This window comes from Streptomyces sp. NPDC090022 (assembly GCF_044748145.1).
Classification (GTDB): Bacteria; Actinomycetota; Actinomycetes; order Streptomycetales; family Streptomycetaceae; genus Streptomyces.
The window spans coordinates 479,535-502,798 of sequence record NZ_JBIVFN010000004.1 but is presented as its reverse complement, the minus strand read 5'-3'; the positions used below and the strand labels follow the sequence as shown (position 1 = coordinate 502,798).

Below are 23,264 nucleotides of genomic sequence, written 5' to 3'. Positions count from 1 at the left end.
CGGTGGGAGGCGCCGGTGGGATCAGCCGATCGGGCCGGTGAACCGGGCCTTGCCCAGCAGCATGCCGGGGGAGAACCCGGCGTTGATCCGCGTGGTGCCCTCGGGGACCTCGAAGGCGAACACGCCGGTGGCGGTGGCCCCCGGGGCGATGGAGTCCTGGATCATCTCGGGCAGCACGGCGTCGAAGGCGAGCTCGCCGTCCGCGCCGGACTCGGTGGTGACGGTGGGGACGGCGTAGACGACGTCCAGGGGCTTGGTGCCGTTGTTGGTGACCGTGGCCGTGATCTTGACGGCGTTCTTGATCACCTTGCGGCCGTAGGCGGTCGACGGCTTGTACATCACCGGCTTCGACAGGCTCACCGTGATGCCGTCGTCGAGCGTGACGCTCTCACCGAACGCGACCGCCGGGTTCTCCCGCGCCCAGGGCGGGAGCGAGGGGGCCGGCTTCGGGGAGGTGCTCGGGCGGCTTTCGTACGGGGTGTCGATCCTGTCGCGGACCTTGCGGTCGACTCGCTCCTCGGCGTCGAGGACGATCGACCGGGTGAAGGCGAAGCCGGCGACGGAGGTGCCGAGCGCGAGGACGCCGAGCACGGTGCCGGCGACGGCCATGGCGCGGCCCGTGCGGACGCGGGCGGCGCGCACGATGGCGGCGATGCCGATCCCGATGCCGACGGCGCCGGTGAGGCCGCCGAGGAAGAAGACGAACGGGAAGAAGCCGAGCACGAAGCCGATGCTGCCGAGGACCAGCGCGGCCACCGCGAGGCCGTTGGAGTCACCGCCGGGGCGCGGGACGACGGGGTACGGCACCCCGGGTGCCCCGGGTACGCCGGGCACCCCGCCGCCGAAGGCGGCCGGCGGCCCCCACGGGTTCCCGGGCCCGCCGGCGCCGGCCGTCGGCCCGAAGGGTGCGGGGGCGGCGGGTGCCGGGGCGGGGGTGGGCGGGGCGAAGCCGGGGGCGGGCGCGGCCGGGGATGCGGGGGCCGGGGTCGTCGGCGTCGCGGGTGCTGTCGGAGCCGGGGTGGCCGGCTGCGGCGGGACGAGCGGGGTGTCGGCCATGGTCATGGCGTCGTGGATCCCGGGCGCGGGGGTGCCCTGCGGCTCCGAGGGCGGGGTGCTGGACGGCTGCGGGGGCGTGCTCATGCCTGGGAGGGATCCTTTTTGCCTGACGTTGGTACGACCGGAGATCGCCAAGCCTGCCATGCCCCGGTCACGGGTCCGTACCGGATGTGCCGCCACTGACACGGCCGGACGCGGCCCGACCCGGCCTGACCCGTAAGCGGAAGCGTCATCTCCCGATTACGGGGCAGAGGCAACGAAACCGCTCCTGAGTTCGTCTTCCCTGACATGGGAGTCAGTCGGATGCCCGAGCGCATGCATGGTGAAGATCCACAGCGGCAGCGCGGCACACCACAGCACCTGGGCCACCCGCGCCCGGGTGGTCCGGAGCGCTGGGCGCCGGACGGGGCACGTCACGAGGAGAGCCGTCCCGGGGGCGGCCATTCGCTCATCGGATCGATCGCGGCCCTGCTGAGGGTCAGCCCGGTCGTGTCCACCAAGGGCACGCGGCCGATCGCCGCCCTGATAGGGCTCGGCGCCGCCGCGTACACGGCGTGGGTGCTGGAAGTCGTGCTGTCCACGGGGCTCAACCCCATCGACACGTACGTCAGCGAGCTCGCCGCCCAGGACCAGCCGCTCGGCGGCCTCTTCCGGGCCACCGACTTCACGGCCGGCCTGATGGCCTTCGTCGGCGGCCTGCTGGCGCTGCTGCGGCTGGGGACGTACACCGAGGCGCGCCGCCTCTGGGCGGTGATCGGCTGGTCCGGGATCACCCTGTTCGGCGCCGCCACCGCCGCCGACGCCTGGCTGCCGCTGAGCTGCAAACCCACCGTGGACCCGGTCTGTGCCGCCCGGGAGACCGCCGGCCTGGTCCCGGCCACCCACCAGGCGCACGCCATCAGCAGCAGCCTCGCGATGACCGGCGCGCTCGTCGGCATCGTCGCCCTGACCGTGGCGGCCCGCCGCTACGGCTGGTGGGGACCGCTGGCCCGCAACGGCCCGGTGCTGGTCGTGGCGGAGCTCATAGCCACCGTCTGGACCCTGGGCGCGATAGCCATGTTCACGGCCGGCCACGGCACCTGGGCCCTCGGCGCCGGCCAGCGCCTCCAGGTCCTGATCGTGGCCCTCTGGCTCGGCCTGCTCGCCCACTCGATCCGCAAGGAACGCCGCACGTGACACCGGGGCCCGCGCCGCGTGACGCCGGCCGGTCCGGCCGGCCCCCGTCGCGGGCCCGGTCGGGGGCCCGGTCGGGAGCCCGGTCGGGGGCCCGGTCGCCCTACGAGGGCTTCGTGCGGGTCGGCGGTGTCCCGCTGCACGTGGTCGTCGAGGGCAGCGGGCCGGTGTGCGTGCTCAGCGCCGGGCTCGCCATGAGCTGGTTCGACTGGGATCCGGTCGTCCCGCTGCTCGCCCCGCACCGCACGGTGATCCGCTTCGACCGGCCCGGGCACGGGCTCTCCGCGCCCACCGCCGTGCCGCCCACCGCCGCCGGTGAGGCGCACCGGATCGCGGGTCTGCTCGACGCGCTGGGCGCGGCCGGCCCGGTCACGGTCGTCGGTCACTCCCTCGCCGGCTTCCACGCGGAGGCCTTCGCCCGCCTGCACCCGGAGCGGACGGCGGCCCTCGTCCTGCTCGACAGCAGCGTCGAGGAGGATCCGCGCACCGTCCTGCCGCCCGCCGTGCGCACCGCGTTCGCCCGGGCCCTGGGCCGCGCCGTCACCGCCGCCGGGCTGCCGGCCGCGTTCGGCGCCCTGGCCCGGCGGGCCACCGTACGGGCGTCCCGGACCGGCGGCCCCGATCCGGCGCCGCCCGACCTGGTCGGCCGCTGCTACCGCACCGGCCGCGTCTGGCAGGGCGTCCTGCTGGAGAACGCCCGCTACCCGGACATGGCCGCCGAGCTCCTGGCCCTGCGCGCCGCTTATCCGCTGAGGGCCCCGGCCACCGTCGTGGCCGGGTACGACGGGTCCGCGAGCGGCCCCGCGCTGCGCTGGCTGGGCCGGCAGGCCGCGCTCGCCGACCGGATCGAGGCCCGCTTCGAGGTCGCCGACGGCGCCGGGCACCTGGTCATGCTGGACCGCCCGAACCAGGTGGCCCGGGCGGTCCTGTCCGCCGTACCGGCGCCGGGGGACGACGGGTAGAGCGCGCCTCAGGCAGCCCAGGCAGCCCAGGCAGCCCAGGCAGCCCGGGCAGCCCGGGCAGCTCGGCCGAGCCCGGCAGGCCGGTGGGCCTGCGGCCCAGCGGCCCAATGTCCGACCCCTGTCCTCAGCGCCCGGCGTAGACGCTCGCCACGAAGCCCGCGATCTGCTCGTCCGAGAGGTGCTGGGCCAGATCGGCCTCGCTGATCATGCCGACGAGCCGCTTGTTCTCGATCACCGGCAGCCGGCGGATCCGGTGGCTCTCCATCTCGTCCAGGACCGCGCTGACGTCGGCGTCCGCGTCGATCCACCGCGGCGTGCCCTGGCACAGGTCGGCGCACGTCATCGTGGCCGGATCACGCCCCTTGGCCACGCAGGAGACCACGATGTCGCGGTCGGTGATGATCCCGCACAGCCGGTCGTTCGCGTCGCTGACGGGCAGCGCGCCCACGTTCAGCTGTGCCATCACCTGGGCGGCCCGTGCGAGGCTCTCGGTGGCCGGGATCCACTGGGCCCCGGGGTGCATGATGTCTGCGGCTGTCGTCATCGCGTCGACCTCCTGGAGCACACGCCCGTACGGATGAGAGGGCGTCCTCCTTCCACCGTACGGGCGTGCTCCCGGCGCCGCTCACTGACGCGGGGCCGCCCCGCGCTGCTTGAGCATGTCCGCCATCAGGGCGAGTTCCGACTGCTGCCCCTCGACCATGCCCCGGGCGAGCTCCCGCTCGACCGGGGTCGTGCACAGGTCCACACAGCCCTGCGCCATCGCGACGCCGCCCTTGTGGTGGTCGGTCATCAGCTGGAGGAACAGCACCTCGGCCGCCCGCCCCTCGGCGGCGCCGAGCTGGGCGAGCTCCTCCTTGGTGGCCATGCCCGGCATCAGCGCGCCGGGCTTGGCCGCGACCCCGCCCATCCCGTGCCCGTCACCGGCCCCGGAGCCGTGCCCCGAGCCCTTCCCGTCCCCGCTGCCATGCCCGGAATGCCCGGCGCCGGCACCCTCCCCGGACCCGGACCCGGATCCGGACCCGCCCGGCCCGCTCCCGGTCATCCACGCCATCGGCTCCCGGTCGGCCGCCACCTTCGGCAGCCCCCACAGGTCCAGCCAGCCCAGCATCATGCCCCGCTGGTTGGCCTGGGTGTTGGCGATGTCGTACGCCAGGGTGCGCACCGCCTCGTCCTGGGTGCGGTCGCGGACGATGAAGGACATCTCCACCGCCTGCTGGTGGTGCACCGACATGTCCCGGGCGAATCCGGCATCCGCCGAGGCGATCCCCGGCGTGTCCCCGTGCGACCCGGAGCCGGAGCCGGAGCCGGACGACGGTCCGCTCGCGGCCGCGAACGTGGCGCCCGCCGCGAAGAGCGCCGCGAGCCCGACGGCGGCGACCGCCGCGCCGTACGTACGGCCGTTGCGCGAGCTCACTTCTCCGCCACGCCCATCGTGCACGCCGCGCCCGGCTCGGGCGTCTGCGGGCCCTGCACGTACTTGGTGAAGAACTGGTCCACCCGCGGGTCGGCGGCGTTGTCCACCGTCACCTGCTTGCCCCACGCGGACAGCATGATCGCGCCGGCCTGCTCCTTGACCGGGCTCATCAGCGTGTACGGGGTCTTGCCGACCTTCGCGGCGAGCTTGTCGACCTCGGCCTTGTCGGCCTTGTCGTTGTACGTCACCCAGACCGCGCCGTGCTCCAGCGAGTGGACGGCGTTCGTCTCGGGGATCGGGTTCTTGTAGACGTCGCCGTTGCAGTTCATCCAGCGCGGGTGGTGGTCGCCGCCGACCGGCGGGACCATCTCGTACGTGACGGGCGTCTCGACGTGGTTGCGGCCCAGCGCCTTCGCGTCCCAGGTCTGCTCGCCCGTGACCGGGTTCTTCTTGGCCGCGGCGACCGCCTTCGCGCGGTCCTCCTTCTCCTGGTTCTCCTTGATCAGGATCCAGGAGCCGAAGCCGACGAGGCCGGCGACGACGGCGGTGGAGACGCCGATCGCGAGGAACTTGTTGCGGCGGTCGCGCGCCCGGTCGGCGCGGCGCATCTCGGCTATGCGTGCCTGGCGGGAGTTGTCGTGCGGGTTGCGGGCCATGTCGTGTGAGTCCTTCGGCTGGGGATGATCTGAAGATCGGAAGACCTGTGGAAGGCCTGTGAAAGGCCTGAGAGATCCGTGGAAGACCGGTCGGACGACCGGATGTCGCACCGCTTGGGAACCGTCAGGTCCGCAGCACTTGAAGGACATGGAGATCGGGGGCCCGCGCCAGGGCCCGCGGCGGCCGGATCCGGCCGTCCGGGTCCGCCGCGGCGGCCGGGGGCGGCTCGCCCGCCACGGGCAGCACGGCGGGCGGCGGCACGGGCAGCACGCCCGGGGTCGCGTGCGCGAAGGGCGAGCAGCCCGGCAGGTCACCGGGACAGACGTACGCCGCGTGGCCGGCGTGCCGGAATGCGGCGGCGGTGTGCGCCGCCTCGCCCGTGCCGGACACCGGCCCGGGGCCGGCCTCCGTACCGGCCCCCATGCGCCCGCACAGGATCAGGGCGCCCAGGAGGGTGCCCAGCGCGCAGAGCAGGGCAGCACGACGGGCCACGGTGCGCCCGTGGCGTCCGTGCTGCGTGTGCTGCCGGCCCCCCATGGGCGCAGATGGTAATGCTCATGACGGCCCCGCGGTCAGTGCGGGGGTGCCGCGACCTTCCGCGGGTGCGTAATGTGGCGGAAACCACTGACCGCGATACTGGGCTCGGCAGGTGGTGGACAGCCCGTCTGAACTGCGAGGATGAAGGCATGGACAAGCAGCAGGAATTCGTCCTCCGGACGCTCGAGGAGCGCGACATCCGCTTCGTGCGCCTGTGGTTCACCGACGTACTGGGCTTCCTGAAGTCCGTCGCGGTCGCTCCCGCGGAACTCGAACAGGCCTTTGACGAGGGCATCGGCTTCGACGGCTCCGCGATCGAGGGCTTCGCGCGGGTCTACGAGTCCGACATGATCGCCAAGCCCGATCCGGGGACCTTCCAGATACTGCCGTGGCGCGCCGAGGCTCCCGGCACCGCCCGCATGTTCTGCGACATCCTGATGCCGGACGGCTCCCCCTCCTTCGCCGACCCCCGCTACGTCCTCAAGCGGATCCTGGCCAAGACCTCCGACCTGGGCTTCACCTTCTACACCCACCCGGAGATCGAGTTCTTCCTGCTGAAGGACAAGCCGCTGGACGGCAGCCGCCCGGTCCCGGCGGACAACTCCGGCTATTTCGACCACACCCCGCAGAACGTGGGCATGGACTTCCGCCGCCAGGCGATCACCATGCTCGAATCCATGGGCATCTCGGTCGAGTTCAGCCACCACGAGGGCGCCCCGGGCCAGCAGGAGATCGACCTGCGCTACGCCGACGCCCTCTCCACGGCCGACAACATCATGACGTTCCGCCTGGTCATGAAGCAGGTCGCCCTCGAACAGGGCGTCCAGGCCACCTTCATGCCCAAGCCCTTCTCCGAGTACCCCGGCTCGGGCATGCACACCCACCTCTCCCTCTTCGAGGGCGACCGCAACGCCTTCTACGAGTCGGGCGCCGAGTACCAGCTCTCCAAGGTCGGCCGCTCCTTCATCGCGGGCCTGCTGCGCCACGCGGGCGAGACCTCCGCGGTCACCAACCAGTGGGTCAACAGCTACAAGCGCATCTGGGGCGGATCCTCGCGGACCGCCGGCTCCGGCGGCGAGGCCCCCTCGTACATCTGCTGGGGCCACAACAACCGCTCGGCCCTGATCCGCGTCCCGATGTACAAGCCGGGCAAGACCGGCTCCTCCCGCGTCGAGGTCCGCTCCATCGACTCCGGCGCCAACCCGTACCTGACGTACGCCGTCCTGCTGGCTGCCGGCCTCAAGGGCATCGAGGAGGGCTACGAGCTCCCCGCGGGCGCCGACGACGACGTCTGGGCCCTGTCGGACTCCGAACGCCGCGCGATGGGCATCGAGCCCCTCCCGCAGAACCTGGGCGAGGCCATCTCCCTGATGGAACGCAGCGAACTGGTCGCCGAAACCCTCGGCGAGCACGTCTTCGACTTCTTCCTCCGCAACAAGAAGCAGGAGTGGGAGGAGTACCGCTCGGAGGTCACCGCCTTCGAACTCCGCAAGAACCTGCCGGTGCTGTAGCCGCAGGTCAGAGCCCCTTCGGGGCATGCGCAACACTCCGGGCCGGTGGTCGACGACCACCGGCCCGAAGTCGTCTCACCGGCCCTGGGCCGTCTGTGGGCCGTCCGACGCAGAATCCGAGGCCTTGTAGACCCCGTCCACGGCCTTCCGGGTCCGCCCCTCGCTGCTCGGCATGAGGTGCGTGTAGGTCCTGAGGGTGAAGCCGGGGTCGCCGTGCCCCAGGTACGTGCTGAGCGCCTTGATGTTCTCCCCGGCGTCCAGCAGCACTGAGGCGCAGAAATGCCTCAAGGCGTGCATCCCGTGCTCACGCGCTGCCTGGTGGCGCTACCCGGGCGAGGGCTCTACTGGATCAAGGCGGCCCGCTGACGCGGGCCGCGCGTCGCGGCGGCCCCCGGGCCGCCGCTGGCTCCATGTCTCCGCCACCGCCCGCGGCGGCCCCCGCCTCGGCAACGCTCAAAGAAAGGGCGGGAGTTGCTGCATCGGGCGTTGACGAGTGGGTCGTGTCGGAGGGCCCGTTCCTGCTACGGTCATCCGTTCTCCGAGGAGGTAACGCTCCCGGACCGGTCACACCATACGAATCAACGACCCGCGAAGTACGGGACTAGAACCGTGTCGACCAAGATCACTGTCAGGCGGCGGTCAGGCGGCGCAGCCGTACTTCTTGGCGAGCTTGGTGGCGGCCTCCTGCACCACGGCCGCATTGTTGCGGATCGCGGCGGCGTCCCGGTCGACGAGGTCCTTCTCCTCCTCTTCCCCTTTTTTCGAGGGCGCCATGAGCGTCACCGTGATGTTCGGCGCCGTCGAGCCCATGCGGGCGGCACAGCCGGCGGGCAGGTTGGCCTCGGCTTTGTCGGGAAGCGCCCAGCCGGTGAAGCCGGGGCCGAGGGGGACTGAGTTCTTGGGCTTGTAGTGAGGGTCGTTCCGGTTGTCTTCGATGATCAGGGTGTAGACCCCTCGGGGGTGGTCGCTGTCCGCGTTGGCGCGCAGCACCTGGCACCCCTTGAACACTGCGTGGTCGGTGCTCTTGCCCTTGCGCTCCCACTCCTCCGTGCTGATCTCGCCCCCCTTGCCGTCGTCGATCAGTTCCGCCGTCTGCCGGCTGAGCGCCCCATGACACAGCGTCTGCGGTAGCGGCGGCTTCTCGTCGTCAGGCCAGAAGCTCGCCGTCACGACGGCCACCCCGGCGGCGCCGAGCACGATGGTCAGCGGCAGCCACTTCCTGTCCATGTCTACGGCTGTCCCATCTTCTTCTGGGCGTCCTCGATGCCCTGCTGGTACCAGTTCTCGGCAGTCGTCTGGAGGCCGTCCTCGTACTCGCCCGGGCTCGCGTCCAGCTCCTCCTTCGTGAGGCCCTTCTCGGTCGCCATCTTCCGCATCATGGCGTTCATCTGGTTCTCGCCGTTCTCGAAGTGGTTGACCATGTTCTTACGAGTTTCCTCGTCGACCTTGGCGTTGAGCTCGTTCATGTACCCGGCCGTGCCGGCGTCGACCGTGCGCTGGAGCGCGTCGCCGACGATCGGGATGGCCGTCAGGGGTGCGCCGATGGCGTGGTAGTTCATCCTCTGGTTCCAGGCGTTGGTGTCCTTCTCCGCCTGGCCGAGGTCGTAGATGACGTCGCCGCGCACGCCGTCGAGGTGGCCGAGAACCGACGCCGACTGCTTGACCCAGGCGCGCATCTCGGGATCCTCCTTGCGGTACGAGTCCGGCGGGAAGCCGTTCAGTCCCTCGGCGATCACCACGCTCTGCGAGTGGTGCATGACACCGAACGCCTTGGGGTCCTCGGCGACGCCGCGCATGAGACGGGTGAGGTCGCCCCGCTCGATCGTGAGGTTGTTGAAGTCGGTCGGCCCGTCCATGTTCTTGCCGAGGATCTGGTGCACGTCCGAGGCGTAGTCCCCGATCATGTTGCCCATGCTCGTGCGCATGGCCAGGGGCACGGAGCTCTGGGTCCCGTACGTCTCGTCGCCGGTGTACTCCTTGGCGATCCGCTCGAAGATCGCGGCCTGCGCGCCGTCGTGGTGGGCGGGGACGCCGTGCAGCGGGCTGCCCGGCTCGCGGCCGGTGGACGCGGCCTCCAGGGCGGCGCCGAACTCGGTGCGGGCCGAGGTGCGCTGCGTCTCCTCGGGCATCTTGAACTCGACCTCGCCGCCCGGCCACTTGCGGTCCTCCAGGAAGTACTTGAGGTTGTCCGTGGTGTTCGGGTCGAAATAGTGGGTCGCGGCGGAGGGGTTGCGACTCATGGCGTTCATGAGGCCCTTCATCGGGTCCTCCTGCGTGCCCTGCCAGTTCTTCATGTAGCCGTCGTAGGCGTCGTCGTTGTCCGTCTCCCACTCACGGATGGTGTCGCCGACTTCGGTCAGGAATGCCTGGCTGTAGACCGGGTCGCCCTTGTCCTTGTCGTACGGGGAGGCGTTCTTGTCGTTCGGGTCGTACGCCTTGTCGCCGGCGTCGGCGGCCATCAGGTCCGTGAGGTCCTTCAGGGTCCCGGCGCCGCCCCCGATGGCGCCGGGGTGGCGCGTGGGCAGGCCGTTGCCGTCGCGGGCCGTGGTGATGAGCTTGTCGGTCCACGCCGAGGTGACGCCGCCCGGGGAGCCGATCGAGGACTCGGGTCCGGTGGCGGTGGCAAGGGAGCCGGACAGGGCCTTGTAGAGGCGGGCGTCGGTGCCGGAAAGCTGGCCGTCGCGCCCGCCCGACTCCAGGCTGCCGGCGAGCAGCAGCACGGCCTCCTGCTGGTCGCGGCCCCGATAGCTGAGGTTCGTCATCAGCTGCTCGGCGAAGGCCGGCGAGTCCTTGCCGCCCTCGGCCAGCTTGAGCAGCCGTTCGCGCTCCTTGTCGTCGAGGTGCTCCCAGCGGGCGTACAGCTTGGCGGCCTCGCGGCCGTTCTCGGCCTGCTGCTTCTCCTCCGCGCGCATTTTTTTCGCGTCGGCGACGCCGTCGAGATCGGTGCTGCCGAAGTCGTTGGGGTGGTTCTTGATCAGCGCGCGCAGACCCCAGGCACACAGCTCGTCCGCCTCGTTGGCCCGCTGCAGGATGCCTTCGATCTTGCCGCGCAGCGCCTCGAACTGTGCCTCGGTGGCCATCGGTTCGGTGCTGTCCTTCGACCTGCGGTCGGGGTGGACACGATGGCTGAGCACGCCGTTCGGGTAGATGGTGATGCCCGGCGGAGGATTCTCGTACGTGGCCTTGAGGTCGTCGTGGGCGGACTTGAACAGAGTGTGGGCGTCCTGGAGAAGGTCGCGCACGGATTCCGCCTCGGTGACGGCATCACCGAACTCCTTGGCCGTCTTCGCGACGAACTCCTTCGTCACGGAGGCGTTCTCACCCCGCCAGGTGGACTTGTCGGCCTTGCTCTTCATGGCCGACGCATCGGTCTTGAGCTGCGTCAGCTTGGCGATCATCTCGGTCCACTGAGTGACCACGGTGTCCATCGGACCAAGCTTGGCATTCAGGAGCTGCTCGAACGTGGGCATGACTGCGGCTCCTTACCGGAAGAACTGGCTGATCTTGGACGCGGACACGGCACCCTCGCTACCCGGCACGACGGGCCCGATGATGCGCAGCTGCGCCCCGATCCACTCGTCGTTGGCCTTGCTGGACTTCTTCGTGTAGTCGAGGTGGTTGGAGATGTGCGCGCATGCCTGGAGGAGGGTCTTGACCTGCGTCTCCCAGGTCTGTTCACTTCCGAGAGCGCGGCACCGGTGTCGAATCCGTCACCCTTCAGGCTGCTCCCGGCACTCTCGCTCGCCGCGCTTGCGTGCTTGCCTGCGGGCTCCAGGCCGTTGAAGAGCCCGTTGGCGGCATGGCCGATCTCGCCGAGGTCGTCGTCTTCGACCACGTAGTCGGCCGAGCCCGGCGTCGGCGCCGAACCGCCCGTACTGCCAGCTTGGTTTAATCTCATGGTCGCGGCTGCCTTGTCCGCGGCCCACTCTTCTTCGAACGACATCGTCAGCCCCCCGTGTTGCTGGTCGTGAACCTGCCCCGTCGGCCACGCTACCCATCTGGGTAACGAACGACTACAGGTGATCGATCATGTGTACGGGTTCCTGATGGAGCGCCGCCCCGGGCTGGCCAGGTCGCAAGGGTGCCGACGTCCCGGTCGCGAACTGCCAAGGCGGGCCGAAGAGTTTGGTCCGGATGCCGCACCATGACCGGATCCGCAGATCGGATCGGCTGACATCGGCGGCTCGATCCGGTCCCACCGGGGAGCCTGGGCTCCTGGCCCGCGTCTCCTTCGAGATGCCGGTCGCCGGGAAGCGCATGACCGTCGAGCAGTTCCGGTGCCGCTCTCACTGGGTGAGTGGACGAGGCGAGGCGGGCCCGTCTGGCGGCTCGGGAGGAACTTGCACGTGACACCGCGCTTGAACACCGTGTGGCGCGTGGGTTCCGTGCTGTTCAAGGACAGGATCCTGCGAACTCGCTCGTTTCTGGCGGGCTGAGGCGGACATCAACAAGAAGCAGGAGTGGGAGGAGTACCGGAGCGAGGTCACCGCCTTCGAACTCCGCAAGAACCTCCCCGTGCTGTAGTCGCCGGCCCCGGCGCGTGCCTGGTCATGTGGCGGGCAGCCCTCAGCTGCCCGCCAGGTCGCGCCAGATCGCCACGGCCGCGGCCACCTGGGCCAGGACGTAGGCGATCTGAACCGAGATGCCCCGCATCTGGTAGATCGACAGCAGCAGGCCGAAGCGGGTGGGCCAGAACTGTCTCTCTCCGCTGAAGGTCGCCATGTCCATCCAGAGGCTGGTGAGCGTCAGGACCGTCAGCATGAGCAGGACGTGCAGGAGCGCGTAACCGGCTTCGGTGTCCGCGATCCGGCTGAGCAGGGCGCCGACCCCGACCGGCAGGGCGTACGCCAGGGTCAGGCTCAGCGCACGGAACGGGCTGTGCCGCCCCGGCAGTACGCGCCAGAGCGCCCCCAGGGCCATCCCGGCACCGGCCCAGGCGAGCTGCCACGCACAGAGCTTCGCCACGATCTCCAGCAGCCCGCTCTGCTCGTGCAGAACGGACAGCCAGTGCTGGTAGTCCGGGATACGGTCCAGCCAGACCAGGGAAACGGTCGCCGGAATGCCGAAGAGGAAGGCGAGCCTGGCGGCGTGCCGCGCGTTGTCCCACCAGTTGAATTCCGGCCCCCAGGCGAGGGCCAGGTCCACGACCGAGTAGTGCTCCGCCGGACGATGCGCGCCCCGGCTCCGGCCCGAGAGCCAGGCGCCCTGTGCAGTCAGATCCTCTTCCAGTTGTTCGCGCGTGGGCTCGCCGTTCGCCCGACCGTGCTCGATCAAGTAGATCTCATGGTGCCGGTTCCGGTACTCGTGGGCCTTCTTCAGCAATTCCTTGCGCCGTTGGTCCGTGCCGAACACCCGGCTGAGGAAATACACGTCCGCCCCGCTCAGCACCGACCAGCGCCGGCCCACCGAGCTGATCACGTAGAACGAGAACATGATCAGCAGGAACCACACGGCGTAGAGGACGTTCGAGCGGGCGAACTCGACCTGTCGCAGTCCCACCACGAAGGCGAAGATCGCGGCCAGCAGCAGGAAGTCCGGCCCCTCCGGGCCCAGGGCGACCCTTCGCCCGCCGTACGCCTCCCTCCGCCGCGCGTCGATGCGGAGGCGGAGCAGGGCGAGGAGGGCGATGACGGCCAGGACCCAGGAGTAGGTGTACACCCACCTGAGGCCCGCGACCGGAAGCCGGCCCAGGTAGCCGACGAGCTCCCCCTGGGAGACCCCGACCCGTTCGCCGGGCCAGGCCCCGCGCCTCCAGTCACGGCGTTGCGCCCACCAGAAGCAGCTCAGAACGACCGCGGCGGCCGCCGCCAGCAGCGCCGAGACGGTCGCGACCCACCGGACCGGCGCCTGGTCCCACCGCCTGATCAGGCTTTTCCGTGCCAGCCCGCCTTCCCGTGCGAAGCGCCACGCCCAGGCCGTCATCGCCGCCAACCCCAGCCACAGCGTCGTCAGCCCCAGCAGTACCAGCCAGAGGTAGCCAGGCCTGTGCCGTGGCGACGGCGCGAGCGACCACTGGCCGAGGCAGCTGAGAACGACGACTGCGAGCACACCGAGCCCGGCCACCCCGGTCGCGGCCACGGTCACGGCACGGGCCTGACGGGGTCGGGGGTCGGGTGGGCCGCCGGGCTCGGCGCGCGGATCGCACGCGTCGGCCGGCCCGGGACAGGACCACGGGCGGGCGACCAGGACCAGCGCCAGCCCCGCCGCCATCCCGACGAGGGCCTGCTGCAGCGGAGGCAGTCCGATCGCCTTCTGGAGCAGGAGGAGGGTCAGGACGACCGCCGCGCTCAGCACGGCGAAGTGCAGGACCGCCTGTTGGGGGCCCTCGTCGTACGTCCCCCAGAACCTGCCGAGGACCTGGCGGCGGGCCGGTACGGGCGCGCGCCCGCCCTGCCGCGTCGTGGCGGACGGCGTCCGCGGCAGGGCGCGGAACGCGGCCACCGCCAGCACGAGGGAGGCGGACAGCCACCACGAGACCACGCCTGCCGTACTCAGCCACACCCAGGTGTTGGACCAGGTGAAGTACCGCTGCCAGGGCGGATCCACATCGACCGCGACCTCCAGATCCACCGACCGCCGCGCCGGATCCCGCACCCAGACCAGCTCGCCCTTCCCGATGGACCTGGGCTCAGGTGAGACCTCGGAGAAGTCGAGGTCGCCCAGCTGGATCCCGACGTGCTCCCACCGGGCGCCCTTCAGTGTGCCCGGTGGCCTGAGAGCGACCCGCCAGGCCTTGTCGCCCACGTCGATCTCCCACGGCCCGATACGCATCGGTCCCTTGTCCTTGATCGAGGCGAACGCCCGGTAGGCCACGGTGATCCGGTCGCCCTGTGCGGTGACCCGCGGAGTCGCGTAGCGCCACTCGGCACGGCGTGCGGCGGTCTCCTTCGCCTGCTCCGCCCTCTCGGAGGCGGTGGGCGAGGGCCCGAGCGCATCCCCGCGCAGGAGGCAGCGCATCGCGACCTGGTACCCACGGGATTCCTCGCCCAGGGTCAGATCCTTCGCGTGGAGCCAGGTGTCCGGAACCGTGACGGTCAGGTCCGACTGCACCTGGGTGTGCGTCCGGCCACGGTGCTCGAAACCCAGCCGAGCGGTCTCCACGCTGGCTGTCGTCAGCGCATTCATCTGGCAGTCGACGCGCGGGACGGTGTCGCCCTCACCGGATGCCAGCTCCTGCCACCCGGCGACGAGGAGCAGCACGGCCAGCAGACAGGCACCGGCCGGCAGCGACAGCGCCACCACATGCCATCGCCGCCACCAGGGAATTCCGGATGGCGAAGTCACAACACCGGGCCGATCATGTTCGTAAGGGATGCCGACGCGCGTTCAACGGGAGGAGCAGGAAATGACCGAGATCACCGAGCCTCCCGCCTCGAGGGCGCCGCTCCCCTCGTTCGAGGAAGCCGAAGGCCTGGGGCCGCAGGACGCCGAGTTCGTCCGCGATCTGGTCGCCGTACTGGACAAGCACGGAAACCTCGACCGCTTCGGTCTGTGCCTCCTGCACGACCACTTCGCGCTCGGCCCGGGTGAGGTCCTGGTGGAGACGAACGATCCCAGGGCCCGGACGCTGCACGCGCATGTCGAGAACGCCGGACGGACGCAGCACGCCAAGGCCTCGCAGTGGCGGTTCCTGCGGCACGGCAGCCGCTCAGCCGGTCCGGAAACGCGGGGGGACCCGTATCAGGTGATCATGGTGTGCGATCCGATCGAGGACCTCTGCCCCGGGCGCGAGCGCGGGAACTGACGGGCTGCCGATGGCGGGCATGACCGATCGACCTCTCTGTGAGAAATCGAAACGTTGCATGCCCAGCGTGCGGTGCCGCAGGCCACCGCGCATCCGGTGACGGCACGCCGCTCGGCCGGACGGCCTACCGAGATCCCCGGTGAGGTCCTACGGGCGGACCGCCGGGCGCCAGGTGGGGCGGGCGGGGCGGGTGGGGTCGTTGCCCGGGGGGAGGGTCGTCGTCACGTGGAGCTGGGCGTCCAGGCCCAGGACCGCCGTCGTCGTGGCCCCGGCGGGTTCGAGGATGCTGGCCGGCGCGCCGGCGTAGAGCACGTGGGACTCCGTCCACGCGGCCGGGCTGCCGCCGATGACCGCGGTCCCGACGGTGCCGGAGTCGGCGCGGCCCGACACCAGGCGGCCCGCGACGCTGACCGCGCCGTACCCCGACCGGCCGCCGGCCTCGGTGACGCCGGAGACCCGCGGCCTCGCCCCGTCGGCCGTGACCAGGGCGGTGCGCACGGTGCCCGCGTCGGGGCGGCGGAACCACAGCCGTACGCCGTCGCCCTCGGCGGTGGCCGTCAGCGGAACCGTCGTCGGCGGCAGGTCGGTCGGCAGCGGGCCCTGGAGCGGGGCGTCGGGGGAGGGCTGGATCCAGGCCAGCACGGTAGTGGCGGTGGAGGCGTAGACGTGCCGGCGCCCGGCCGCGTCGGTCGCCGTCACCGGGTCGCTGTGTAGGTCCTCGCCGCCGAGCCGCAGCCACGGGCCGAAGCCGCCGTCCGGCTGGGCCTCGCTGGCCCGCAGGGAACGGGCGGAGTCCCGCAGGTAGACGGTCACCTGGCCGTCGGCGCCGACGGAGACCGAGGGCGCGCTGATCGCCGACGTGCCGTGCTCGTCGGCGGTCTCCGGGGTGCCCAGCGACTGCCACGGGCCGAACGGGCCGTCGGGGGCGTCCTGGACGGCGTACACGACCTCGCGACGGTAGTCCCGCGCCCGCTCGCCCAGCGTCGTACGGGTGCCGAGGACGGCGACCCGGCCGCCGGGCAGCGCGGCCGCCGTGGCCCCCGCGTCCATACCGCCGCCCGCCATCAGGGTGGGGCCGGCCCACTCGGCCTCGGGGCCGGTACGGGTCCAGAACGCCATCCGGCCGTCCAGCACCGAGAACGCCCACAGCCGGCCCGCGCGGCCCTCGGCCAGCCAGGAGGTGTGGTCGCCGCGGGAGTAGCGCATGCTCTGCGCCCAGTCGCGGCCGGCGGGCCGGGCCGCGACCTTGCGGTCGCCGCAGCCCGACGGGCTGCCGCAGTGGTCGACGCGGTCCAGCCAGGCGTACGTCTTGAGGTAGCCGAGCTTGGTGTCGAAGGTCTTGGGGTCGAGCGAGTGCGGCAGCGCGCTGTTGAGGTAGCCGAGGTAGTTCTGCACCGAGAAGTGCGGGCGGTCGGTGACCTGCGCCGCGTACCGCTCGGCGGCGGCCTGGACGAAGCGCGCGCCGTACATGTGGTCCTGGTGGTCGGTGACCTTGCCGTCCTTGGCGGACCGGCCCGGCGTCGGATCCTGCATGCGTATCGTCGTCGGCCGGTACTGCTCCATGATCCCGGCGATCGTACGTATCGCCTGGTCCTTGGTGTACGCGAAGCGGTCCTTGACCGGGGTGCCCGCGGTGAGCTGCGAGGGCAGCGCCGGTATCTGACCGTTCCACAGGCCGCGCAGGCTCTCGGGCCGTTCGCCGGCGATCGAGCGGGCCTCGGTCAGCTGGAGCCAGACCAGGTTCACCTCGGGCCGGGCCTGCAGTATGTCCACCTCGGCGAAGCCGCCGCCGGCGGTGGGTACGGTCGTCCGCTTCCAGGGGCTGGTGCGGTCGCCGGTGGCCATCTGGGCGTACGCGGACCGTATGCCGTTCTGGCGGGCCTCGGCGTAGCGGGCGTGGTCGGCGGGCTGCTCGGGGTCGCCCAGGCGGCCGCCGGCCCGGTTGACGCCGTCGGCCTCGCCGGAGGTGAGGTACGCGGTCGTGACCGTGATCCCGGCCAGCAGGGCGCGGCTGAGGTCGGGGTTCATGAAGAACAGGTCGTCGTCGGGGTGGGCGACGATCTGGAGCACCGACCCGGCGGTGGAGCTGGCGCCGCGCCCGGCCGCCGGAGGCTGGGCGGGGCCGGTCTCCGCCGCGGACTCCTGGCCCTGGGCGACCGTGAGCACACCAGCGGTCCCCGCGGCGAGCACGGTGGCCAGGACGGCGAAGTTGATGTGTCGGCGCGCAACGGCCATCGGTCGGCCCCCCCAGGTCCATCCGTGCGGAAAATCCACTCCTCGGTCAGATAGAGGCCGTGACGGGCGACTTGGTTCACCGCGGGCGCGGATCACTTGGCCGCGCCGCGGACCGTTCCGCCCGGATCTCCCGCTTGGAGATGATTTGCCGGTCCTGGTGTCACGCACATCACGGCGCCGCGCGGCGGCAGTACTAGGCTCGACCGCGAGCACGATGCAAGCGCGATGCGAACGCGACGCGAGCGTGACGCCGACAGGCCGCGGGCGGACGACGCGGACGGCGCGGCGGACGCGGACGGCGCGGCGGACGCGGACGACGCGGCGGACGAGGTGGACGTCGCGGACGTCGCGGGCGTCGCGGGCGCGTGCTCGGGCAGACGAACCGACCAGGGCAGCGGCAGCGGCAGCAGCGGCAGCAGCAACGGAAGCGGAAGCGGAGGCGACGGGATGACAGTCCCCGGACGCAGGAGCAGCACGTTCATCCAACTGCTGCGCAGCGGATTCACCGACCCCTCCGCCGCGGCCCGGCTCCTCGACGCCGACGCACTGGCCCCCGCCCGCACCGACCCCGTGCTCCTGGACGCCTTCGGCGCCACCGCCGACCCCGACCTGGCCCTGCGCGCCCTCGTCCGGCTGGCCGAGGCCCAGCCGGACGACGAAGCCCGCCGCACCCTTCTCTCCACCCTCGTCAGCGCCAAGCCGCTGCGCGACCGGCTGCTCGGCGTCCTCGGCGCCTCCGAGGCCCTCGGCGACCACCTCGCCCGGCACCCGCAGGACTGGCACGCCCTGGTCACCTACGAGGCCGCCGACCTCCACCCCGGGCTCGCCGAGTTCGAGGCCGGCCTCGCCGACGCCCACGACCTCGTCTCACTGCGCGTCGGCTACCGCCGCTGCCTGCTCTCCATCGCCGCCCGCGACGTCTGCGGCACCACCGACGTCGCCCAGACCGCCGCCGAGCTCGCCGACCTCGCCACCGCCACCCTGCGCGCCGCCCTGCGCATCGCGAGCGCCGCCGCCCCCGAGGACGCCGCCGCCTGTCGGCTCGCCGTCATCGCCATGGGCAAGTGCGGCGGCAACGAGCTCAATTACGTCTCCGACGTCGACGTCATCTTCGTCGGCGACGCGGCCGCCGGCACCGACGAGGGCAAGGCCCTCCAGGCCGCCACCCGCCTCGCCTCCCACCTCATGCGGATCTGCTCCGAGACCACCGTCGAGGGCACCATCTGGCCCGTCGACGCCAACCTGCGCCCCGAGGGCCGCAACGGCCCGCTCGTACGCACCCTCGCCTCCCACATGGCCTACTACCAGCGCTGGGCCAAGACCTGGGAGTTCCAGGCCCTCCTCAAGGCCCGCGCCGTCGCCGGCGACCCCGACCTCGGCGCCCAGTACGTCGAGGCCATAACGCCGCTGGTCTGGCAGGCCGCCGAACGCGAGAACTTCGTCGCCGACGTGCAGAAGATGCGCCGCCGCGTCGTCGACAACATTCCCGCCGCCCAAGTCGACCGCGAGCTCAAGCTCGGCCCCGGCGGCCTGCGCGACGTCGAGTTCGCCGTCCAGCTCCTCCAGCTCGTCCACGGCCGCGGCGACCACACCCTGCACTCCGGCACCACCCTCGACGCCCTCCAGGCCCTCGCCGCCGGCGGCTACGTCGGCCGTACCGACGCCGCCCAGCTCGGCGACGCGTACCGGTTCCTGCGCGCCATGGAACACCGCATCCAGCTCCACCGGCTGCGCCGCACCCACCTCGTCCCCGAGGACGAGGCCGACCTGCGGCGCCTGGGCCGCTCCATGGGCCTGCGCACCGAACCCGTCGCCGAGCTCAACAAGGCCTGGCGCCGGCACGCCTCCGTCGTACGCCGCCTGCACGAGAAGCTCTTCTACCGGCCGCTGCTCGACGCCGTCGCCCAGCTCACCCCCGGCGAGACCCGGCTCTCCCCGCGCGCCGCCGGCCAGCGCCTGGAGGCCCTCGGGTACGCCGACCCGGCCGCCGCCCTGCGCCACCTCGAAGCCCTCGCCTCCGGCGTCACCCGCAAGGCCGCCATCCAGCGCACGCTGCTGCCCGTCCTGCTCGGCTGGTTCGCCGACTCGGCCGACCCCGACGCCGGCCTGCTGAACTTCCGCAAGGTCTCCGACGCCCTCGGCAAGACCCCCTGGTACCTGCGGCTGCTGCGCGACGAGGGCGCGGCCGCCGAGAACCTCGCCCGCGTCCTGTCCGCCGGCCGCCTGGCCCCCGACCTGCTCATGCGCGCCCCCGAGGCCGTCGCCCTCCTCGGCGACCCCGAAGGGCTCCTCCCGCGCGGCCACGAGGCCCTCGAACAGGAGGTCCTCGCCGCCGTCGGCCGCGCCGAGACCCCCGAGATCGCCGTGGCCGCCGCCCGCGGGGTGCGGCGGCGCGAGCTGTTCCGTACCACCGCCGCCGACATCATCGGCTCCTACGGCACGGAGGACAGCCCCGCCGAGGAGGACCACGGGGCCCTCGTCGACCACGTCGGCGGCGCCGTCACCGACCTCACCGCGGCCACCGTCGCCGGCGCCCTGCGCGCCGCCGTCCGGTCCCACTTCGGCGACACCCTGCCCACCCGCTTCGCCGTCATCGGCATGGGCCGCTTCGGCGGCAACGAACTGGGCTACGGCTCGGACGCCGACGTCCTCTTCGTCCACGAGCCGCGCGAGGGCGTCGACGAACAGGAGGCCGCCAAGGCCGCCCAGACCGTCATCGCCGAGATGCGCCGGCTGCTCCAGCTGCCCACCGCCGACCCGCCGCTGCTCATCGACGCCGACCTGCGCCCGGAGGGCCGCTCCGGCCCCCTGGTCCGTACGCTCTCCTCCTACGCCGCCTACTACCGCCGCTGGTCGCTGGTCTGGGAGAGCCAGGCCCTGCTGCGCGCCCAGCCCGTCGCGGGCGACACCGACCTCGGCGCCCGCTTCATCGAGCTGATCGACCCGCTGCGCTACCCCATGGAGGGTCTCGGCGAGGACGCCGTCCGAGAGATCCGCCGCCTGAAGGCCCGCATGGAATCGGAACGCCTGCCCCGCGGCGCCGACCCCACCCTGCACACCAAGCTCGGCCGCGGCGGCCTGAGCGACGTGGAGTGGACGGTCCAGTTGCTCCAGCTGCGGCACGCCTGGGCGGAACCGGGCCTGCGCACCACCCGCACCCGCCCGGCCCTGGCCGCCGCGCGGGCGGCCGGGCTGATCCCCACCGAGGAGGCGCAGATCCTGGACGAGGCCTGGGTCCTGGCCACCCGGGTCCGCAACGCCGTCATGCTGGTCCGCGGCCGAGCCGGGGACACCTTCCCCTCCGAAGCCCGCGAACTGGCCGCGGTCGGCCGCTACCTCGGCTACGGCCCGGGCCGCGTGGGCGAAATGCTCGACGACTACCGCCGCATCACGCGCCGGGCCCGTGCGGTGGTGGACGAACTCTTCTACGGCGCGTAGGGCCTGTCCGGCCCATCCGACCCTGATCCGCTGGGCAGGCCCTAAGCGCGCCGCGTACGGACCCGGTTCAGCAGGGCCTCGGCGGCCGGGTGGCGGTCCTCGGCGCGGGGATGGCGGGGGAGGCGGTGGGGGAGGGTGCCGTACCAGGTGCGGGAGACGGCGTAGCCGAACGCGAGGCAGAGCAGGCCGCCGACCGCGTCGAGCCAGAAGTGGTTGGCGGTGGCCACGATGACGACCAGGGTGGCCGCCGGGTAGAGCAGGCCCAGGATCCGGGCCCAGGGTGCCGAGGCGACGGCGAAGATCGTCAGCCCGCACCAGAGCGACCACCCTATGTGCATCGAGGGCATGGCGGCGTACTGGTTCGACATGTGCTTGAGGTTGCCCGAGGCCATCGAGCCCCAGGTGTGATGGACCAGCACGGTGTCGATGAAGTCCTGGCCGTTCATCAGCCGGGGCGGCGCGAGCGGGTACAGGTAGTAGCCGACCAGGGCCACTCCGGTGGTGGCGAACAGCACCATGCGGGTGGCGGCGTACCGGCCCGGGTGGAAGCGGTAGATCCAGACCAGGACGCCGATCGTCACGATGAAGTGGAGCGTGGCGTAGTAGTAGTTCATGCCGACGATCAGCCACGTCACGGAATTGATCGCGTGGTTGACGGTCAGCTCCACGGCGATGCCGAGGCGGCCCTCGATCTCCCAGATCCAGTCGGCGTTCGCCAGGGCGGCCGCCTTCTGCTCGGGCACGGCGTTGCGGATGAGGGAGTACGTCCAGTAGCTGATCGCGATCAGCAGGACCTCGAACCAGATCCGGGGCCGGCGCGGGGCGCGCATCCGGTCGAGCAGGGCGCGCCCGGACTCCGGACGGGGCTCGGTCCCGGTCACGATGGGTGACGAGACGTCCGTCCTGGTTTCCAGTGTCTTCACGCTCGCTTCACCCATGGGGAGAGAGTCTGCCAGATGCCTCCGCGCACCCGATCATCCCTCGGTACGGTCTTCGCCCCGCGGGCGTCCACCGCAGGAACGACACCGGCCCGGCAGGGTGGGGTGGGTGCTACCGGCGCGCGGGGCCGGAGGCCGTCGAGCCGCGGACGACGAGTTCGGGGAGGAAGACGAACTCGCTGTGCGGGGCCGGCGTACCGCCGATCTCCTCCAGCAGCGTGCGCACCGCGGCCTGGCCCATGGCCTGGACGGGCTGGCGGATGGTGGTCAGCGGCGGGTCGGTGAACGCTATGAGGGGGGAGTCGTCGAAGCCGACCACCGAGACGTCCTGGGGGACGCGCAGGTCCTCCTGGCGCGCGGCGCGGATCGCGCCGAGGGCCATCATGTCGCTCGCGCACACCACGGCGGTGCAGCCGCGCGCGATGAGCGCGGCGGCGGCGGCCTGGCCGCCCTCCAGGGAGTAGAGGGAGTGCTGGATCAGCTCGTCGGTCTCGGCCTCGGTCAGGTCCAGCCGTTCGCGCATGGCGGCGCGGAAGCCCTCGATCTTGCGGAGTACGGGGACGAACCGCTTCGGGCCGAGCGCGAGCCCGATCCGGGTGTGGCCGAGCGCCGTGAGGTGGGTCACGGCCAGGTGCATGGCGGCGCGGTCGTCGGGGGAGACGAAGGGGGCCTGCACCTTGTCGGAGAAGCCGTTGATGAGGACGTGCGGAACGCCCTGGGCGCGCAGCTGGTCGTAGCGCGTGGTGTCGGCGGTGGTGTCGGCGTGCAGCCCGGACACGTAGATGATGCCGGAGACCCCGCGGTCGACGAGCATCTCGGTCAGCTCGTCCTCGGTGGAGCCGCCGGGCGTCTGCGTGGCCAGCACGGGGGTGTACCCCTGCCGGGTCAGCGCCTGGCCGATGACCTGGGCGAGCGCCGGGAAGATGGGGTTGTCGAGTTCGGGGGTTATCAGGCCGACGAGTCCGGCGCTGCGCTGGCGCAGGCGCACCGGGCGTTCGTAGCCGAGGACGTCGAGGGCGGCCAGCACGGATTCGCGGGTGCCCGCGGCCACACCGGGCTTGCCGTTGAGCACGCGGCTGACTGTGGCTTCGCTGACCCCCGCCTGGGCTGCGATGTCGGCTAGCCGTGCGGTCACGGGATTGGACTGTACCGGTCGCACGTCACATTGCCCACCAGGTGCACGAATCGGGGGGAAGCAGGACGGTGCGGCCGTCGGTCTCGACGGGCGCGCTGGAGAGTACGGGGCGGCCGGGCGCGGGCAGTTCGACCCGGTCGGAGGTGGTGTTGACGGTGCAGGCGAATCCGGGCCGGGAGAAGACCAGCACCCCCTCGGGCGCCGCCATCCACTCGATCCCGGCGGGGCTCCCCCCGACCTCGTGGGCTCCCGCCCCGCCTTCGTGGGTCGTCCCGGCCTCGTGGGTCGTCCCGGCCTCGTGGGCTCCCGCCTCGATCCCGGAGACCCCGGCCTCGGTCTCCGGGGCGATGGCGCCCCCCTCCTGGGGCTCCGCCCCGAGCCTCGGGGTCAGGGTTCCGAGCTCCAGGGGCGCCAGCCCGGCGGAACTGACCGGACCTCCGGCCGGCCCGGTCCCGGCGGGG

Annotated in this window: 17 protein-coding genes and 1 pseudogene; 6 read left to right on the top strand and 12 right to left on the bottom strand. The window is 72.0% G+C overall.

Annotation, left to right across the window (positions count from 1 at the left end; all coding sequences use genetic code 11):
- Positions 1–21 precede the first annotated feature (21 nt).
- Positions 22–1,140: a DUF4190 domain-containing protein gene (locus ACIPXB_RS12670; RefSeq protein ID WP_401448106.1), complete on the bottom strand. Its 1,119-nt coding sequence runs from the start codon at positions 1,138–1,140 to the stop codon at positions 22–24.
- A 438-nt stretch (positions 1,141–1,578) separates the two neighbouring features.
- On the opposite strand from ACIPXB_RS12670, the gene ACIPXB_RS12665 reads away from it, so the two are divergent.
- Complete coding sequence (locus ACIPXB_RS12665; protein ID WP_401448313.1) at positions 1,579–2,232, top strand: DUF998 domain-containing protein; 654 nt, start codon at positions 1,579–1,581, stop codon at positions 2,230–2,232.
- A 113-nt stretch (positions 2,233–2,345) separates the two neighbouring features.
- On the top strand, positions 2,346–3,191 hold the full coding sequence (locus ACIPXB_RS12660; protein ID WP_401448104.1) for an alpha/beta fold hydrolase: 846 nt from the start codon (positions 2,346–2,348) through the stop codon (positions 3,189–3,191).
- 124 nt (positions 3,192–3,315) lie between these two features.
- On the opposite strand, the gene ACIPXB_RS12655 is transcribed toward ACIPXB_RS12660, so the two are convergent.
- From ACIPXB_RS12655 to ACIPXB_RS12640, 4 genes are all read right to left on the bottom strand, one after another.
- Entirely contained in the window at positions 3,316–3,735 is a 420-nt protein-coding gene (locus tag ACIPXB_RS12655; RefSeq protein ID WP_401448101.1) for a CBS domain-containing protein, read from the bottom strand.
- A gap of 81 nt (positions 3,736–3,816) precedes the next feature.
- On the bottom strand, positions 3,817–4,608 hold the full coding sequence (locus ACIPXB_RS12650) for a DUF305 domain-containing protein (protein ID WP_401448099.1): 792 nt from the start codon (positions 4,606–4,608) through the stop codon (positions 3,817–3,819).
- Positions 4,605–5,264: a DUF3105 domain-containing protein gene (locus ACIPXB_RS12645; protein ID WP_401448096.1), complete on the bottom strand. Its 660-nt coding sequence runs from the start codon at positions 5,262–5,264 to the stop codon at positions 4,605–4,607. The genes ACIPXB_RS12650 and ACIPXB_RS12645 overlap by 4 nt, the downstream gene beginning before the upstream one ends.
- Positions 5,265–5,388: 124 nt before the next feature.
- Positions 5,389–5,802, bottom strand: a complete 414-nt coding sequence (locus tag ACIPXB_RS12640) for a hypothetical protein (protein ID WP_401448095.1) — start codon at positions 5,800–5,802, stop codon at positions 5,389–5,391.
- Positions 5,803–5,951: 149 nt separating this feature from the next.
- Here ACIPXB_RS12640 and ACIPXB_RS12635 point away from each other — a divergent pair, with 149 nt between their 5' ends.
- Positions 5,952–7,313: a glutamine synthetase family protein gene (locus ACIPXB_RS12635; RefSeq protein ID WP_401448093.1), complete on the top strand. Its 1,362-nt coding sequence runs from the start codon at positions 5,952–5,954 to the stop codon at positions 7,311–7,313.
- Between the two features lie 75 nt (positions 7,314–7,388).
- Here ACIPXB_RS12635 and ACIPXB_RS12630 read toward each other — a convergent pair whose 3' ends face one another.
- The 3 genes from ACIPXB_RS12630 to ACIPXB_RS12620 all read right to left on the bottom strand — a co-directional run bounded on the left by ACIPXB_RS12630 (position 7,389) and on the right by ACIPXB_RS12620 (position 10,783).
- Positions 7,389–7,601: an integrase gene (locus ACIPXB_RS12630; RefSeq protein WP_401448091.1), complete on the bottom strand. Its 213-nt coding sequence runs from the start codon at positions 7,599–7,601 to the stop codon at positions 7,389–7,391.
- A 351-nt stretch (positions 7,602–7,952) separates the two neighbouring features.
- Positions 7,953–8,540: a hypothetical protein gene (locus tag ACIPXB_RS12625; RefSeq protein WP_401448089.1), complete on the bottom strand. Its 588-nt coding sequence runs from the start codon at positions 8,538–8,540 to the stop codon at positions 7,953–7,955.
- A 2-nt stretch (positions 8,541–8,542) separates the two neighbouring features.
- Positions 8,543–10,783: a DUF6571 family protein gene (locus tag ACIPXB_RS12620; RefSeq protein WP_401448086.1), complete on the bottom strand. Its 2,241-nt coding sequence runs from the start codon at positions 10,781–10,783 to the stop codon at positions 8,543–8,545.
- Positions 10,784–11,759: 976 nt separating this feature from the next.
- On the opposite strand from ACIPXB_RS12620, the pseudogene ACIPXB_RS12615 reads away from it, so the two are divergent.
- Positions 11,760–11,837 (top strand): annotated as a pseudogene (locus ACIPXB_RS12615) (glutamine synthetase); the annotation flags it as partial.
- Positions 11,838–11,879: 42 nt separating this feature from the next.
- On the opposite strand, the gene ACIPXB_RS12610 reads toward ACIPXB_RS12615, so the two are convergent.
- Positions 11,880–14,552, bottom strand: a complete 2,673-nt coding sequence (locus tag ACIPXB_RS12610) for a DUF6185 family protein (protein WP_401448084.1) — start codon at positions 14,550–14,552, stop codon at positions 11,880–11,882.
- A gap of 106 nt (positions 14,553–14,658) precedes the next feature.
- On the opposite strand from ACIPXB_RS12610, the gene ACIPXB_RS12605 reads away from it, so the two are divergent.
- On the top strand, positions 14,659–15,057 hold the full coding sequence (locus ACIPXB_RS12605) for a hypothetical protein (RefSeq protein ID WP_401448083.1): 399 nt from the start codon (positions 14,659–14,661) through the stop codon (positions 15,055–15,057).
- 147 nt (positions 15,058–15,204) lie between these two features.
- Here the strand turns inward: ACIPXB_RS12605 and ACIPXB_RS12600 are convergent, their stop codons facing one another.
- Positions 15,205–17,292, bottom strand: a complete 2,088-nt coding sequence (locus ACIPXB_RS12600) for a PIG-L family deacetylase (protein ID WP_401448081.1) — start codon at positions 17,290–17,292, stop codon at positions 15,205–15,207.
- 447 nt (positions 17,293–17,739) lie between these two features.
- Between ACIPXB_RS12600 and ACIPXB_RS12595 the strand changes: the two genes are divergently transcribed.
- Entirely contained in the window at positions 17,740–20,730 is a 2,991-nt protein-coding gene (locus ACIPXB_RS12595) for a bifunctional [glutamine synthetase] adenylyltransferase/[glutamine synthetase]-adenylyl-L-tyrosine phosphorylase (protein WP_401448311.1), read from the top strand.
- Positions 20,731–20,771: 41 nt separating this feature from the next.
- Here the strand turns inward: ACIPXB_RS12595 and ACIPXB_RS12590 are convergent, their stop codons facing one another.
- Both ACIPXB_RS12590 and ACIPXB_RS12585 read right to left on the bottom strand, forming a co-directional pair.
- Entirely contained in the window at positions 20,772–21,668 is an 897-nt protein-coding gene (locus ACIPXB_RS12590) for a phosphatase PAP2 family protein (protein ID WP_401448078.1), read from the bottom strand.
- A gap of 112 nt (positions 21,669–21,780) precedes the next feature.
- Entirely contained in the window at positions 21,781–22,803 is a 1,023-nt protein-coding gene (locus ACIPXB_RS12585) for a LacI family DNA-binding transcriptional regulator (RefSeq protein WP_401448076.1), read from the bottom strand.
- Positions 22,804–23,264 lie beyond the last annotated feature (461 nt).

Coding starts and splice junctions, on each gene's coding strand:
- ACIPXB_RS12670 (WP_401448106.1), bottom strand. CDS start 1,140: ATGAGCACGCCCCCGCAGCCGTCCAGCACCCCGCCCTCGGAGCCGCAG.
- ACIPXB_RS12655 (WP_401448101.1), bottom strand. CDS start 3,735: ATGACGACAGCCGCAGACATCATGCACCCCGGGGCCCAGTGGATCCCG.
- ACIPXB_RS12645 (WP_401448096.1), bottom strand. CDS start 5,264: ATGGCCCGCAACCCGCACGACAACTCCCGCCAGGCACGCATAGCCGAG.
- ACIPXB_RS12640 (WP_401448095.1), bottom strand. CDS start 5,802: ATGGGGGGCCGGCAGCACACGCAGCACGGACGCCACGGGCGCACCGTG.
- ACIPXB_RS12635 (WP_401448093.1), top strand. CDS start 5,952: ATGGACAAGCAGCAGGAATTCGTCCTCCGGACGCTCGAGGAGCGCGAC.
- ACIPXB_RS12625 (WP_401448089.1), bottom strand. CDS start 8,540: ATGGACAGGAAGTGGCTGCCGCTGACCATCGTGCTCGGCGCCGCCGGG.
- ACIPXB_RS12620 (WP_401448086.1), bottom strand. CDS start 10,783: ATGCCCACGTTCGAGCAGCTCCTGAATGCCAAGCTTGGTCCGATGGAC.
- ACIPXB_RS12605 (WP_401448083.1), top strand. CDS start 14,659: ATGACCGAGATCACCGAGCCTCCCGCCTCGAGGGCGCCGCTCCCCTCG.
- ACIPXB_RS12600 (WP_401448081.1), bottom strand. CDS start 17,292: ATGGCCGTTGCGCGCCGACACATCAACTTCGCCGTCCTGGCCACCGTG.
- ACIPXB_RS12595 (WP_401448311.1), top strand. CDS start 17,740: ATGACAGTCCCCGGACGCAGGAGCAGCACGTTCATCCAACTGCTGCGC.
- ACIPXB_RS12590 (WP_401448078.1), bottom strand. CDS start 21,668: ATGGGTGAAGCGAGCGTGAAGACACTGGAAACCAGGACGGACGTCTCG.